Here is a 13999-nt window from a genome sequence, read left to right on the forward strand (position 1 = left end):
CACCCTTCCCTAATTCACCTCCACCGCGCCCCTGCTAGCAGCAATCTCCCGCCTGCCACTCAGCGTAAATGCCGACACCACCGTAATCGCCAGCACGAAGCAGCCCAGCATCAGGTACGTCTCCTGGAAGCCGACCCGGTCATACATATTTCCGGCAAAGGCGGAGAGGAAGATCGCCGCCGACTGTTTGGCAAACTGGAAGCCAATCAGGTAGATGGTGGCCGACAGGCGCGTATCAAACACCCCGGTGATGTACTTGAATGCCCCCACCAGCAGGAACGGGACTTCCAGCGCGTGCAGCATCTTCAGGGCAATCACCTCCACGGCAGTGGTGGCAAACGACGAGCCGATAATGCGCGTCGCCATGATTACCCCGGCAATCAACAGCGTGTTTTTCGCGCCGATGCGGTTAATGATCCACGGCGAGCAGAACATGATGATCGCGTTACAGATTTCCCCGGCCGTGGTGGCGAAACCAAAGGCGCGGGTCCCCTCCTGCGGTGTGGCGAAAAAGGTTTTAAAGAAGGTGGCAAACTGCTGGTCGAAGACGTCATACACGCAGGCCACGCCAATCACGTACAGGATGAACATCCACATTCTGCGCTGGCGGAACAGGGTGAAGACGGTTTTAGCGGTGATCTGCGGCTGATTGGCGCCCAGGGCATTCATCACCTGCGCCGTCTGGTTGGGCTTCGGTTTCGCAACCACCAGCAGCAGCATCAACAAAAGCGCTGCCGCCGATCCCATCCAGAAAACATACGACGGATCGATGCCGAACAGGATGCCGCCCGTTGAGGCGCACAGCCCCCAGCCGAGACAGCCGAACATGCGCGCCTTGCCGTACTCAAAAAAGCTGTTGCGGCTCACGCGTTCAATGTAGGCCTCAATCGCCCCCGAACCCGCTGAGAAGACAAAGCCGATATACAACCCACCGCTCAGCGCCCCCAGCCAGATATTGGTTTTCAGCAGCGGGGCGAAGACGTACAGGAAGAACGGCGCGAACAGGAACAGCAGCACCGAAATGATCCACAGCAGGTGTTTTTTCAGCCCCAGCTTGTCCGAAATGACCCCCAGCACCGGCTGGAAGGCAATGGCCGACAGCGAGATGCAGGAGAAAACAATCCCCGTATGGGTTTTGTTCAGGCCGATGATGTCCGACAGCCAGATCGGCAGGAACGGAAAACAGGTGGCCATGATGAAGAAGTAGAGAAAGAAGAACAGCCCGAAGATCCAGAAGTTAGGGTTGTCTTTGTGGGTACAGGTTGTTGTGTTCATTATTTTTATCCTCAACGGAGGGCCGGTTGCCCGGCCCGTCACCCTTACACGCGTTCCACACCAATCAGAATGGCGGTTTCCGGATCCAGAATTGGCAGCGCAATACCCGCCTGCATCAGCCATTCACCGCTTACCGTTTGCGGCGCGTCCATCCACGCCGGCAGCTTGCGCATGGTGTGCCCGCCCTCGCCCGTAATCTGAATGTTCGGGTGATCGAGCAGCGTGATGCGGTACTGCGCGCTGGCGTCTAACCCCGGCATGCGCAGCGGCATCATCAGGGTGTAATCCGGCATCGCGAGCTGGCTGACCAAAAACAGCCCCTGCGTCTTGTCTTCGCTCACTATACCCTGCGCCAGGGTGGTGGCGTCCGGCATATCCACGCGCCACTGGGTGCCGTGATGAATGACCTCGCGCCACCGCTTATACAGCGCGGCGTAATGTCGATAGCCTTCACGCTCCTGCGCGTCGACGGTGAGCGGATCCAGCTCCAGCCCCATGTGACCAAACAGCGCCGTCAGTCCGCGGAACTGAATGCTGTGCTGGCGGAAGGTAGCGTGACATTTATGATGACCGATATGCGCCCCCATCACCTCCGGCGGGAAGAAGTAGCTCATGCCGCGCTGGATAGTGTTGCGCTCCAGCGCGTCGTTATTGTCGGACGCCCAGAAGCGGTGGCAGCGGGTCAGCACTTCATAATCGATTCGCCCGCCGCCGGAGGAGCAGGATTCAAACTCAATGTGCGGGAAACGCTCGCCCAGCACGTCCAGCAGGCGATAAAACTGGCGGGTCTGGGCATCGGCGGCGGCTTTGCCCTTGTGCCCTGGCTGCACCAGCTCGCGGTTCATGTCCCACTTCACGTAGTCGACCGCATGCTCGCCCAGCAGCCAGCTCATGCGCTCGACCAGATAATCAAAGGCCTGCGGAATATTAAGATTGAGCACCAGCTGATGTCGCCCGGTCGCCTGGGCGTAGCCCGGCAGCGCCAGCACCCAGTCAGGGTGCGCGCGATACAGATCGGAATCCGGGTTAATCATCTCCGGCTCAACCCAAATACCAAACTCCATGCCAAGCTGTTTAACGTGATCGATCACCGGCTTAAGGCCGTTCGGGTATTTTTTCTCGTCCAGATACCAGTCGCCCAGCGCCGCGTGGTCATCGTTGCGGCCTTTGAACCAGCCGTCGTCGATAATAAAGCGCTCCACGCCCAGCGCTGCGGCCTCGTCGGCCATGCGCATGATGTAGTCCGGATCGTGGTTGAAGTAGATCCCCTCCCAGGTGTTGAGGTGCACCGGGCGCGGTTTATCTTCCGGGAAGCGGATAACGTTGTCGCGCAGATAACGGTGGAACTGCTGGCTCATGCCGTTCAGCCCGTGCGGGGAGTGGCTGGCATACAGGCGCGGCGTCCAGAGCGTTTCCCCCTCTTCAATCGCCATTTCACCCGGCAGGTAGAGCGCTTCGGCCTGCATATAGCGGCGGCCATCGGTTTTCGCTTCCGCGCGCAGGCGGTGGTTGCCGCTCCAGCCCAGATGCACGCCCCAGACGTCGCCCTGCATTTCGCTGAACGATGGCGTACCGGCGATCAGCGCCGGGAAATGTTCGTGGGAGGTTTTACCCCGGCGGTTTTCAATCACAAAGCTGTCATGTTCAAGCATCACGCGGTGCGGCTGAAACTCCCTGATCCAGCGTCCGTGGAAGGCCATCACCTCCTGCGCACGTTCGGCCACCGGCAGCGTCACGGCAAAGCGATCCACCTGCCACGCCAGCGTTTTCAGGTTGGTTAACCCATGGCGCACCACCAGTACGCCGCTGGCATCCAGCACCAGCTCGCTGGTCAGGCGCAGGCCCACCTGTTTATCTTCCGCCGTTACCGTCAGGGTTTGCCCCTGCTGTTGTACGCCTGTGGTGGTGAAGACAGGCGAACCGTCCAGCCCCTGGCGATGCCCCTCGATGCCGGGCGAACCAAACAGGCCGTGCCCCAGCTCTGCCATCAGCGTGACGGGCGAGTCGACGTCCAGCCTGCCGTTAGCAACCGGGCGCGCAATACTCAGCACATCCTGCGGCGAAAAGTGGTGAAGGTGCGGTCCCCAGTAGAGAATTTCGGCGAACGGATGGGTTTTTAGCACCACGTCAACCGTATTGCTTTCAAGTCGAAAAATGGCATCTTGCATCGGACATCTCCTGTCATCGGGATGTCCTGAGTGTTGATCCGAAACGTTTCGGATATAAACCACAACGTTTCGGATCTGTGATCGAGTTTTGAATTTTTGGTGTAATCAGGCCGTCTGGCCTGGGGAAAATTCCGGCTGCCAGAGCACCTGAAGCGTATCAATGTCGTCGCCGTTAATCAGCTGGCGCACCATATCGGCAATCTGTTTCCCGACGCCCTGACGGGTAGACTGGATCACCGCCGCGACGTCGATATCGACAATGCTGTCCTGCGGTAAACCGTCATAGACCACCAGCGAGACGGCATTTTCACCGGTTAAGCGCCCCATCTGCGCCAGAGCCATCGCTGCGCCGTCGCCGTGAGTGTTGCAGTCGGTAATGATGGCCGTGGGCGGCTGCGGCAGGGAGAGAAGTTCTTGCGTGGTGGCATACCCCACGCGGCGCGAAGGGGGCATGGCGCGCAGCCATTCGCTGGAAAGACCGGCTTCCCGCAGCGCGTCCAGGAAGCCCTGGCGACGCTGGGTGATGAATGCCTGGTTGTTGCTTTCGCCCAGCAGCGCAATGCGCTGATGGCCTTTCTCGATCAGCCAGCGGGTGGCCTGATACGTACCGGCATAGTTGTCGAAATCAAACCACGCGTACGGCTGCGGCAGCTGGCTGCGGCCGAGCGCCAGGAACGGGAACCCGGCGGCCTGAAGCTGCTCAAGACGCGGATCGTGATCCAGCGTATGCGCCACTATCAGCGCATCCACGCGTCGGCTCTGCACCATGCGCATATAGCTGTGTTTGTCCGCCAGATCGTCGTCAGCGATGAGCAGCAGGTCAATCTCATGTCGCGCCAGTTCGTGGCTAATTTCGCCGACCATGTCCATAAAAACGCTGTTATTGAGCGGAACAGGATGCACCGGAAACACCAACCCGACGGCGTCGATTTTGCCCATCTTCAGGCGACGGGCAAAGGTATTTGGTCGGTAGCCACGGCGCTGGGCCTCCGCTTCCACGCGGGCGCGCGTCTCAGCAGAAACGTCGTCATATCCGTTGAGGGCGCGGCTGACGGTGGTAACAGACAGCCCCAGTTCTTTGGCAATGGCTTTAAGCGACATGATTTTCCGTATCTTCTTTAGTTTTGTTCCGCCACCAGCAGCGCGTGCGTATCTGGCTCCAGCGCCTTAAAGATATGCGGCTGGTCAGCGGGATAGCAAATGTAATCTCCCGGGCCGAGCTCTTCCGCCGCGTCGATCAGGCCGACCATCGCCCGCCCCTGGGTCACGATAATATGCTCAACCGACCCTGGCGGATGCGGCTGGGAAATACGGTCTGCCCCCGGCTGAGTCAGCAGCAGGTAGATATCACGACGCGCCCCCGGCGGACACGCCGCGAGCAAAATCGCCTCGTAGTTCGCCTGCCCGGCGACAACTTTTGTGCCCTCGCCGCGGCGGATCACCTGCGTGACGGGCTGCTGTGGCTCCAGTAACCGGGCAAACGGAATATCCAGCGCCACGCAAAGCGACCAGAGCGTTTCCAGGCTAGGGTTGCCGTTGCCAGACTCCAGTTGTGAAAGCGTGGATTTGGCGATCCCGGCACGGCGGGCAATTTCCGCCAGTGAGAGCCCGGTTCGCAGGCGTTCTCGCACCAGGCTTCTGGCGATTACGCTGATTGGCTGCGTCATAATAACGGCCTCATTCTCTCTATAACGAACGAATCGTTCGCCTTGTAAAACGTTTTTGATGCGTTCATTATAATGGAAATACGTTCGATATGGCTAAAATGGTATGAAGAATCACCTCTCTTGCCTGAAAGGCGACACGATAAAAGCGATCGTCCTGGTCTGCCTAGCGGTGGGCGTGGTCGGCATGTCTTATGGCTCACTGGCGATGGCCTACGGTTTCCCGCTGTGGGTGCCGTTTGTTCTCTCCCTCACGGTGCTGGCAGGCGCATCCGAGTTTATGTTCATCGGCATCGTGGCGAGCGGCGGCAATCCGCTGGCGGCGGCCGCAGCCGGTTTACTGGTAAACGCGCGCCATGTGCCGTTCGGCGTGACGGTGCGTGACCTGGTGGGCAAGCGCGGCCTGAGCTTTTTGGGCTGTCATATCATGAACGATGAAAGCGTGGTGTTTGGCCTGTCGCAAAAAACCGCCGAGCAGCGTAAAGCGGCCTACTGGCTGTGCGGGTTAGGCGTGGCAATCATCTGGCCGCTGGGCGCGGTGCTGGGGGCGATGGTCGGCAAGCTACTGCCAGACCCGGAAACCATCGGGCTGGACGCGGTGTTCCCGGCGATCCTGCTGGCGTTAGTGGTGCCGGCATTTAAAAACCGTACCACGCTGATCCGCGCCTGTAGCGGCGCGTTGTTGTCGCTGGCAGCCGTGCCGTTCGCACCGGTGGGCCTGCCGGTGCTGCTCTCTTTGCTCGGCCTTGCCGCGAGGAAAAAATAATGGAAAACATGACGGTCTTTATTCTCGGCATCGCCATTCTTTCTGCCGGAACCTATCTGATGCGTCTCGGCGGGGCAAAACTCGGCAGCCGGCTGGCGCTTTCTGAACGTTCTCAGGCGCTGCTTTCAGATGCGGCTACCGTATTGTTGTTCTCCGTCGCGCTGGCGACAACGTTTTATGAAGGGGACCATTTTGCCGGGATGGCGCGCGTGCTGGGGGTGGGGTTCGCGGTGTTTCTGGCCTGGCGCAAAATGCCGTTAATTGTGGTGATCGTCGCGGCGGCGGTGGTGACGGCGCTACTGCGTCTGGCGGGCATAAACTAAAAAAGCGCCCCAGGGGCGCTCTTTCGACGGTACTGCGAAATTATTTGTTCAGTTCAGCGGTCATGTGTACGCGGTTACCGGTGAATGCCTGAGTAATTTTGTAGGATGACGCGCCCGCTTCCTGAGCCTGTGCGGCGATTTTAGCTTCTGCACCGTCCAGCGTAGAGGCGGATGCGGTCACAGTCTGCGCAGCGAAAGAACCGAAAGATGTAGCAAGAGCGATTACTGCGACAAAAGTTTTGATGCTTTTCATGAGATAAACCCTTTCGTTAAGTTGTTTAGATAAGGCACCGTGCCTTGATGAGATAAATACTAGACCTCATCATGAACAACTAAAAGCGGAAGGATTTGCTATACTCATTCAAAATTACTGATTAACAATTAATCGCTGCGGATGGGTGTAAATTGTCGCCCTGCCTGGCTTGCAGAACCCCACCAGCGTCAGGTTGCAGCGCTCCGCCACTTCAACCGCCAGCGTGGTTGCCGCTGACACCGCAAACAAAATTTCCACGCCGCACATGGCGGATTTTTGCACCATCTCGTAGCTGGCGCGGCTGGAAACGAGCGCGGCCCCTTGCTGCCAGACGTTGTTTTCCCGAGCGCGACGGCCCAGCAGCTTATCCAGCGCGACGTGGCGGCCAACATCTTCATGCCCGCCTGCAATGCTCCCCGACGGCAATACCCACGCCGCCGCATGCGTACAACCGCTGAGCTGGCCGATGGGCTGAACGTCATTCAGGTGCACAAGCGCCCGATCAAGATGCGCCAGATTGAACGTCTGGGTGAACGGCAGCGGGATAATGGGTTTGCCGATATCGTTAAGCTGTTCAACACCGCACACGCCGCAGCCGGTACGTCCGGCCAGCGCCCGGCGGCGCTCTTTCAGCCCCATAAAGCGGCGGCTGGAGAGTTCGATTTGCACTTCGAGACCGTTACAGGCCGGTACGACGTCCATGCCGTAGATCTCCTGCGGATGCGCAATGATGCCTTCCGAGAGGGAGAAACCGATGGCGAACAGCTCGAGATCTTTCGGCGAGGCCATCATCACCACATGCGAAATCCCGTTGTAAACCAGGGCAACGGGGACCTCTTCCGCCAGAAAATCCGGCGTGGCATGTGAAATGTGAGGCGGTCTGTGTACCGACAGTTCCACAATGCCCGCAGGCAGTGGCGACGCGTGGGTAGCACGGTTTTGTTTAAACACGACGGTATTCCTGAACAACCACGGAAGTGAGCCTGCTATTGCACCACAAACAGCGGACCTTACGCATAGTATGGATCAACTTTTCAGCATCCATTCTCCTACTCAATTCGGAGGGGTGCAACCGGTCATCTGCTACACACCCTTAACATCCGCAGAGAGAAATGTGATTGATATCACACTTTATAATCAATGCCGTGATAATACGTTCACTTTGTTTTAACGCCGTTGGAACAGGCGTACCGACATTGTGGTATTCTGGGCTTATCCCTCGGAGAAATGAGGGATTAACGCAAATTTTTCTCCTTTGCGGTTAATTCTCAACCGCAAAGTAAAACTACATAGCAATGTCGTAATGAACCAAGGAGTGACCCATGCAGGTCAGCAGAAGGCAGTTCTTTAAGATCTGCGCTGGCGGTATGGCAGGCACCACGGCGGCGGCACTGGGCTTTGCGCCCGGCGTAGCGCTGGCGGAAACTCGGCAGTATAAACTGCTGCGCACCCGCGAAACCCGTAACACCTGTACGTACTGCTCCGTCGGCTGTGGGCTGTTAATGTATAGCCTCGGCGACGGTGCGAAAAACGCCAAAGCATCTATTTTCCACATCGAAGGCGATCCGGATCATCCGGTCAACCGTGGTGCGCTGTGTCCGAAAGGGGCCGGTCTGGTAGATTTTATCCACTCCGAAAGCCGCCTGAAGTTTCCTGAGTACCGTGCTCCCGGCTCTGACAAATGGCAACAAATCAGCTGGGAAGAGGCGTTCGATCGCATCGCTAAGCTGATGAAAGAAGACCGCGATGCCAACTTTATTGCGAAGAATGCCGAAGGCACCACCGTTAACCGCTGGCTCTCCACCGGCATGCTGTGTGCTTCAGCGTCCAGTAACGAAACCGGCTATTTAACCCAGAAATTTACGCGCGCACTCGGTATGCTCGCGGTCGACAACCAGGCGCGTGTCTGACACGGACCAACGGTAGCAAGTCTTGCTCCAACATTTGGTCGCGGTGCGATGACCAACCACTGGGTCGACATCAAGAACGCCAACCTTATTGTGGTGATGGGCGGTAACGCCGCTGAAGCGCACCCTGTCGGGTTCCGCTGGGCGATGGAAGCCAAAATCCACAACGGCGCGAAGCTGATTGTGATCGATCCCCGCTTTACGCGTACAGCGTCAGTGGCGGATTTCTACACCCCAATTCGTTCAGGTACTGACATCACTTTCCTGTCAGGCGTACTGCTGTACCTGATGACCAACGAAAAATATAACCGCGAGTACACCGAAGCCTATACCAACGCCAGCCTGATCGTGCGTGAGGATTACAGCTTCGACGATGGCCTGTTCAGCGGTTATGACGCCGAAAAACGCAAATACGACAAAACCAGCTGGAACTACGAGCTGGACGAAAACGGCTTTGCGAAGCGCGACACCACCCTGCAACACCCGCGCTGCGTGTGGAACCTGCTGAAAGAGCACGTTTCCCGCTATACGCCGGAGGTTGTCGAAAACATCTGTGGGACGCCGAAGGCGGACTTCCTGAAGGTGTGCGAGCTGATTGCGGAAACCAGCGCCAAAGATAAAACCGCGTCGTTCCTGTATGCACTCGGCTGGACGCAGCACTCCATCGGCGCGCAGAACATCCGCACCATGGCGATGGTTCAGTTGCTGCTCGGCAACATGGGGATGGCAGGCGGCGGCGTTAACGCCCTGCGCGGTCACTCCAACATCCAGGGTCTGACCGACCTTGGCCTGCTGTCTCAGAGCCTGACGGGTTACATGAACCTGCCGAGCGAGAAACAGACTGACCTGCAAACCTATCTGACGGCCAGCACGCCAAAACCGCTGCTCGAAGGCCAGGTAAACTACTGGGGCAACTATCCGAAGTTCTTCGTCTCGCTGATGAAAGCCTTCTACGGCGACAAGGCGACGGCGGAAAACAGCTGGGGCTTTGACTGGCTGCCGAAGTGGGACAAAGGGTACGACGTCCTCCAGTACTTCGAAATGATGCACCAGGGCCAGGTCAACGGCTATATCTGCCAGGGCTTTAACCCGGTGGCGTCGTTCCCGAACAAGAACAAGGTTGTCGAGTCTCTGTCGAAACTGAAGTACCTGGTGACGATTGACCCGCTCAATACCGAAACCTCGACGTTCTGGCAGAACCACGGTGAGTCGAACGATGTCGACCCGTCGAAGATTCAGACCGAAGTGTTCCGTCTGCCGTCCACCTGCTTCGCGGAAGAGAACGGGTCTATCGTCAACTCCGGCCGCTGGTTGCAGTGGCACTGGAAAGGCGCAGACGCCCCGGGCATCGCCCTGAACGACGGCGAGATCCTGGCCGGCATCTTCTTACGCCTGCGTAAGATGTACGCCTCTGAGGGCGGCGCAACGCCTGAGCCGGTGCTGAACATGACCTGGAACTACTCGACGCCAGAGAATCCGTCTCCGGAAGAAGTGGCGATGGAGAGCAACGGTAAGGCGCTGGCGGACGTTATCGACCCGGCGACCGGTGCGGTGCTGGCGAAGAAAGGCGATCAGCTCAGCACCTTCGCGCACCTGCGCGATGACGGTACGACGTCAAGCGGCTGCTGGATCTTTGCCGGGAGCTGGACGCCGAAAGGCAACCAGATGGCCAACCGCGATAACGCCGACCCGTCGGGCCTCGGTAATACGCTGGGCTGGGCATGGGCGTGGCCGCTTAACCGCCGCATCCTCTATAACCGTGCCTCCGCTGATCCGCAGGGCAACCCGTGGGATCCGAAGCGTCAGCTTCTGAAGTGGGACGGCGCGAAATGGGGCGGCGTGGATATTCCGGACTACAGCACTGCCGCACCAGGCAGCGATGTCGGGCCGTTTATCATGCAGCCTGAAGGGATGGGGCGCCTGTTTGCTATCGATAAAATGGCGGAAGGTCCGTTCCCGGAACACTATGAGCCGTTTGAGACGCCGCTGGGTACTAACCCGCTGCACCCGAACGTGGTCTCTAACCCGGCAGCCCGTATCTTCAAGGGCGATTTTGAAGCGCTGGGTAAAAAGGACAAGTTCCCGTATGTCGGCACCACCTACCGTCTGACCGAGCACTTCCACTACTGGACCAAGCACGCGCTGCTGAATGCCATCGCGCAGCCGGAACAGTTTGTGGAGATCGGCGAGAAGCTGGCGAACAAACTCGGCATTGCCCATGGCGATACCGTGAAGGTCTCCTCTAACCGCGGCTACATCAAAGCCAAGGCGGTGGTGACCAAGCGTATTCGCACGCTGAACGTTCATGGTCAGCAGGTGGATACCATCGGCATCCCAATTCACTGGGGTTATGAGGGCGTGGCGAAGAAAGGGTTCATTGCGAATACCCTGACGCCGTTCGTCGGTGATGCGAACACGCAGACGCCGGAGTTTAAGGCCTTCCTCGTGAACGTGGAAAAGGTGTAACGGAGACGACTTATGGCTTATCAATCTCAAGACATTATCCGTCGTTCCGCGACTAACGGTTTCACGCCCGCGCCTCAGGCGCGGGACCACCAGCAGGAAGTGGCGAAACTTATCGACGTGACCACCTGTATCGGCTGTAAAGCCTGTCAGGTGGCTTGTTCAGAGTGGAACGACATCCGTGACGAAGTGGGTCACAACGTCGGGGTGTACGACAACCCGGCGGACCTGACCGCCAAGTCCTGGACGGTAATGCGTTTCTCGGAAGTGGAACAGAACGACAAACTGGAATGGCTTATCCGCAAAGACGGCTGTATGCACTGTGCGGATCCGGGCTGCCTGAAGGCGTGTCCGTCAGAAGGGGCTATCATTCAGTATGCCAACGGCATCGTCGACTTCCAGTCTGAGCAGTGTATTGGCTGCGGCTACTGCATCGCGGGCTGTCCGTTCGACGTGCCGCGCATGAACCCGGAAGACAACCGCGTCTACAAATGTACGCTGTGCGTTGACCGCGTAAATGTCGGTCAGGAGCCAGCCTGCGTGAAGACCTGCCCAACCGGCGCTATCCACTTTGGCTCTAAAGAGGATATGAAAACGCTGGCGGCAGAGCGCGTGGGCGAGCTGAAAACCCGTGGTTACGATAACGCGGGCCTGTACGATCCGGCCGGGGTTGGCGGTACGCACGTGATGTACGTGCTGCACCACGCCGACAAGCCGAATCTGTACCATGGCCTGCCGGAGAACCCGGAAATCAGCGCCACCGTGAAGTTCTGGAAAGGTATCTGGAAACCGCTGGCCGCGGTCGGTTTTGCGGCCACCTTTGCAGCGAGCATCTTCCACTACGTCGGCGTTGGTCCGAACCGCGCGGAAGAGGAAGACGATAACCTGCATGAAGAGAAAGACGAGGTGCGCAAATGAGAAAACGTGACACCATCGTGCGCTACACCGCGCCGGAACGCATCAACCACTGGGTCACCGCCTTCTGCTTCATGCTGGCGGCGATAAGCGGGCTGGGGTTCTTCTTCCCCTCCTTCAACTGGCTGATGCAGATACTGGGCACGCCGCAGCTGGCGCGCATCCTGCACCCGTTCGTGGGTGTGGTGATGTTTGCCTCGTTTATCATCATGTTTTTCCGCTACTGGCACCATAACCTAATCAATCGGGATGATATCTTTTGGGCGAAGAATATTCGTAAGATCGTCGTCAACGAGGAAGTGGGTGATACCGGGCGTTATAACTTCGGCCAGAAATGCGTATTCTGGGCGGCGATTATCTTCCTGGTCCTGTTGCTGGTGAGCGGCGTGATCATCTGGCGTCCGTACTTTGCGCCTGCTTTCTCAATCCCGGTGATCCGATTTGCGCTGATGCTGCATTCATTTGCCGCAGTGGCGTTAATTGTGGTTATCATGGTGCATATCTACGCCGCCCTTTGGGTGAAAGGCACCATTACCGCGATGGTGGAAGGATGGGTAACCAGTACGTGGGCGAAGAAACATCACCCGCGCTGGTACCGTGAAGTCCGCCAGAAACAGGAAAAGTCATCTGAATGAGTATTCGCATAATCCCGCAAGATGAGCTGGGGTCGAGCGAGAAACGCACGGCGGATTATATTCCGCCGTTGTTGTTCCCCAGACTCAAGAACCTCTACAACCGCCGCGCAGAGCGTCTGCGCGAGCTGGCAGAGAACAACCCGCTGGGCGATTTTCTGCGTTTTGCCGCGCTGGTCGCCCATGCGCAGGAAGTGGTGCTATACGACCACCCGCTGCAAATGGATCTGACCGCACGCATCAAAGAAGCCAACGCGCAGGGCAAGCCGCCGCTGGACATTCACGTTCTGCCGCGCGACAAGCACTGGCATAAGCTGCTGCATTCGCTGATTGCCGAGCTGAAGCCCGAAATGAGCGGCACGGCGCTGGCGGTCATTGAGAACCTGGAAAAAGCCTCAGAGCAAGAGCTGGAAGAGATGGCGAGCGCGCTGTTTGCCTCCGACTTCTCGCTGGTGAGCAGCGATAAAGCGCCGTTCATCTGGGCTGCGCTGTCGCTCTACTGGGCGCAAATGGCGAGCCTGATCCCGGGTAAAGCCCGCGCTGAATATGGCGAAGCGCGCCAGTTTTGCCCGGTGTGCGGCTCAATGCCGGTCTCCAGCATGGTACAGATTGGTACGACGCAGGGGCTGCGCTACTTGCACTGCAACCTGTGTGAAACCGAGTGGCACGTGGTGCGCATCAAGTGCAGCAACTGCGAACAGACCCGCGATCTGAACTATTGGTCGCTGGAAAACGAAGACGCGGCGGTGAAAGCCGAAAGCTGCGGCGACTGCGGGACCTACCTGAAGATTCTGTATCAGGAAAAAGACCCGAAAGTCGAAGCGGTAGCCGACGATCTCGCCTCGCTGATCCTGGACGCGAAGATGGAGCAGGAGGGCTTTGCCCGTAGCTCGATCAACCCGTTCCTGTTCCCGGGGGAAGGGGAGTAATCTCCACTAAAGCCCGGCGAGCCTCTGTGCAACCGGGCTATTTACTGCGATAGGGCTGGGATGACATGTTGAGGGTCGTTAGCAATGGCGCGCAATAGCGCTTTAGCGGGGCCTGTAGGTGAGCGTCTGCCTTGTTCCCAGTTACGCAACGTATCAACGCTAACTGAGATTAAGTTCGCGAATTTACTCTGCGACAACCCGGACGCCTGACGAATTTCTTTTATTTTCATCGCATCAATTTGAAACGTACGCGACGGCTCTCGTTGGCCCTCGGCAATTTCGTTGATTTGCGCAATGCTTTGGGTTAATCGCTCAAACAGCGCCTTATCCATTTACCACCTCTCAATCATCTTTTTCAGTATGGCTTTTTCACCCGCGGAGAGGTCATCTTTGATCCCTTTGCGATAGATGAGCAGCAACCTGATTTCACACTCACGCGTACGGTGAAAATAGATAACTCTGACTCCACTACGCTTTCCCTTACCGCCAGCAAGCCAGCGAATCTTTCGCAAGCCTCCCGTATTCTGGATCAGATCGCCGTAATCCGGTTGCGTTGCCAGGAATATTTGGAACCTATGATATTCGTCGTCATCCAGTAACGTTTTGACGTCTTCTGTAAAAATATCCGTTTCAATGAATAGCATAAATCATACGCCATTGGCTTATAGTAGCAAACATCCAATGTACGTCAATGACGTACCCCT

Annotated in this window: 14 protein-coding genes; 6 read left to right on the forward strand and 8 right to left on the reverse strand. The window is 57.7% G+C overall.

Annotation, left to right across the window (positions count from 1 at the left end):
- Nucleotides 1-9 precede the first annotated feature (9 nt).
- The 4 genes from ACQG11_RS09020 to ACQG11_RS09035 all read right to left on the reverse strand — a co-directional run bounded on the left by ACQG11_RS09020 (nucleotide 10) and on the right by ACQG11_RS09035 (nucleotide 5110).
- Complete coding sequence (locus ACQG11_RS09020) at nucleotides 10-1275, reverse strand: MFS transporter (RefSeq protein ID WP_426728319.1); 1266 nt, start codon at nucleotides 1273-1275, stop codon at nucleotides 10-12.
- Nucleotides 1276-1319: 44 nt separating this feature from the next.
- Nucleotides 1320-3443, reverse strand: a complete 2124-nt coding sequence (locus tag ACQG11_RS09025; protein ID WP_426728320.1) for an alpha-galactosidase — start codon at nucleotides 3441-3443, stop codon at nucleotides 1320-1322.
- A gap of 105 nt (nucleotides 3444-3548) precedes the next feature.
- The gene (locus ACQG11_RS09030; protein WP_045308721.1) at nucleotides 3549-4544 is read right to left on the reverse strand and encodes a LacI family DNA-binding transcriptional regulator; all 996 of its coding nucleotides are present in this window, start codon (nucleotides 4542-4544) and stop codon (nucleotides 3549-3551) included.
- A gap of 17 nt (nucleotides 4545-4561) precedes the next feature.
- Nucleotides 4562-5110, reverse strand: a complete 549-nt coding sequence (locus tag ACQG11_RS09035) for a helix-turn-helix domain-containing protein (protein ID WP_023305101.1) — start codon at nucleotides 5108-5110, stop codon at nucleotides 4562-4564.
- Nucleotides 5111-5213: 103 nt separating this feature from the next.
- Here ACQG11_RS09035 and ACQG11_RS09040 point away from each other — a divergent pair, with 103 nt between their 5' ends.
- A complete protein-coding gene (locus tag ACQG11_RS09040; protein ID WP_022649831.1) occupies nucleotides 5214-5873 on the forward strand; it encodes an AzlC family ABC transporter permease in 660 nt (219 codons plus the stop codon).
- Nucleotides 5873-6196 carry an AzlD domain-containing protein gene (locus ACQG11_RS09045; RefSeq protein WP_022649832.1) on the forward strand — a complete coding sequence of 108 codons (324 nt, stop codon included), beginning with the start codon at nucleotides 5873-5875 and terminating at the stop codon, nucleotides 6194-6196. Before ACQG11_RS09040 ends, ACQG11_RS09045 begins: the two co-directional genes overlap by 1 nt.
- Nucleotides 6197-6236: 40 nt before the next feature.
- Here ACQG11_RS09045 and ACQG11_RS09050 read toward each other — a convergent pair whose 3' ends face one another.
- Both ACQG11_RS09050 and fdhD read right to left on the reverse strand, forming a co-directional pair.
- The gene (locus tag ACQG11_RS09050; RefSeq protein WP_003861966.1) at nucleotides 6237-6449 is read right to left on the reverse strand and encodes a DUF1471 domain-containing protein; all 213 of its coding nucleotides are present in this window, start codon (nucleotides 6447-6449) and stop codon (nucleotides 6237-6239) included.
- Nucleotides 6450-6563: 114 nt separating this feature from the next.
- Complete coding sequence (fdhD, locus tag ACQG11_RS09055; protein WP_045308722.1) at nucleotides 6564-7400, reverse strand: formate dehydrogenase accessory sulfurtransferase FdhD; 837 nt, start codon at nucleotides 7398-7400, stop codon at nucleotides 6564-6566.
- Nucleotides 7401-7771: 371 nt separating this feature from the next.
- Between fdhD and fdnG the strand changes: the two genes are divergently transcribed.
- Genes fdnG through fdhE form a run of 4 tightly spaced genes read left to right on the forward strand, consistent with a single transcriptional unit; the run spans nucleotide 7772 to nucleotide 13295 of the window.
- Complete coding sequence (fdnG, locus tag ACQG11_RS09060) at nucleotides 7772-10822, forward strand: formate dehydrogenase-N subunit alpha (RefSeq protein WP_250116064.1); 3051 nt, start codon at nucleotides 7772-7774, stop codon at nucleotides 10820-10822.
- Between the two features lie 12 nt (nucleotides 10823-10834).
- The gene (gene fdxH, locus ACQG11_RS09065) at nucleotides 10835-11737 is read left to right on the forward strand and encodes a formate dehydrogenase subunit beta (protein ID WP_003861960.1); all 903 of its coding nucleotides are present in this window, start codon (nucleotides 10835-10837) and stop codon (nucleotides 11735-11737) included.
- Nucleotides 11734-12369 (forward strand): formate dehydrogenase cytochrome b556 subunit, encoded by a 636-nt coding sequence (gene fdoI, locus ACQG11_RS09070; RefSeq protein WP_006808711.1) that lies wholly within the window; start codon nucleotides 11734-11736, stop codon nucleotides 12367-12369. Before fdxH ends, fdoI begins: the two co-directional genes overlap by 4 nt.
- On the forward strand, nucleotides 12366-13295 hold the full coding sequence (gene fdhE / locus ACQG11_RS09075; protein ID WP_022649835.1) for a formate dehydrogenase accessory protein FdhE: 930 nt from the start codon (nucleotides 12366-12368) through the stop codon (nucleotides 13293-13295). Before fdoI ends, fdhE begins: the two co-directional genes overlap by 4 nt.
- Before the next feature lie 41 nt (nucleotides 13296-13336).
- Here fdhE and nadS read toward each other — a convergent pair whose 3' ends face one another.
- Together nadS and ACQG11_RS09085 are read right to left on the reverse strand one after the other, a co-directional pair.
- Nucleotides 13337-13627 (reverse strand): NadS family protein, encoded by a 291-nt coding sequence (gene nadS, locus ACQG11_RS09080; RefSeq protein ID WP_032626927.1) that lies wholly within the window; start codon nucleotides 13625-13627, stop codon nucleotides 13337-13339.
- Nucleotides 13628-13939 (reverse strand): hypothetical protein, encoded by a 312-nt coding sequence (locus tag ACQG11_RS09085; RefSeq protein ID WP_022649837.1) that lies wholly within the window; start codon nucleotides 13937-13939, stop codon nucleotides 13628-13630.
- Nucleotides 13940-13999 lie beyond the last annotated feature (60 nt).

The sequence above is a fragment of the Enterobacter cloacae complex sp. 372C4 genome, from assembly GCF_050030615.1.
Taxonomy (GTDB): domain Bacteria; phylum Pseudomonadota; class Gammaproteobacteria; order Enterobacterales; family Enterobacteriaceae; genus Enterobacter; species Enterobacter intestinihominis.

Bases quoted from the DNA above. Each gene is read 5' to 3' on its own strand.
- ACQG11_RS09020 (WP_426728319.1), bottom strand. From the start codon at position 1,275: ATGAACACAACAACCTGTACCCACAAAGACAACCCTAACTTCTGGATC.
- ACQG11_RS09025 (WP_426728320.1), bottom strand. From the start codon at position 3,443: ATGCAAGATGCCATTTTTCGACTTGAAAGCAATACGGTTGACGTGGTG.
- ACQG11_RS09030 (WP_045308721.1), bottom strand. From the start codon at position 4,544: ATGTCGCTTAAAGCCATTGCCAAAGAACTGGGGCTGTCTGTTACCACC.
- ACQG11_RS09035 (WP_023305101.1), bottom strand. From the start codon at position 5,110: ATGACGCAGCCAATCAGCGTAATCGCCAGAAGCCTGGTGCGAGAACGC.
- ACQG11_RS09040 (WP_022649831.1), top strand. From the start codon at position 5,214: ATGAAGAATCACCTCTCTTGCCTGAAAGGCGACACGATAAAAGCGATC.
- ACQG11_RS09045 (WP_022649832.1), top strand. From the start codon at position 5,873: ATGGAAAACATGACGGTCTTTATTCTCGGCATCGCCATTCTTTCTGCC.
- ACQG11_RS09050 (WP_003861966.1), bottom strand. From the start codon at position 6,449: ATGAAAAGCATCAAAACTTTTGTCGCAGTAATCGCTCTTGCTACATCT.
- fdxH (WP_003861960.1), top strand. From the start codon at position 10,835: ATGGCTTATCAATCTCAAGACATTATCCGTCGTTCCGCGACTAACGGT.
- fdoI (WP_006808711.1), top strand. From the start codon at position 11,734: ATGAGAAAACGTGACACCATCGTGCGCTACACCGCGCCGGAACGCATC.
- fdhE (WP_022649835.1), top strand. From the start codon at position 12,366: ATGAGTATTCGCATAATCCCGCAAGATGAGCTGGGGTCGAGCGAGAAA.
- nadS (WP_032626927.1), bottom strand. From the start codon at position 13,627: ATGGATAAGGCGCTGTTTGAGCGATTAACCCAAAGCATTGCGCAAATC.
- ACQG11_RS09085 (WP_022649837.1), bottom strand. From the start codon at position 13,939: ATGCTATTCATTGAAACGGATATTTTTACAGAAGACGTCAAAACGTTA.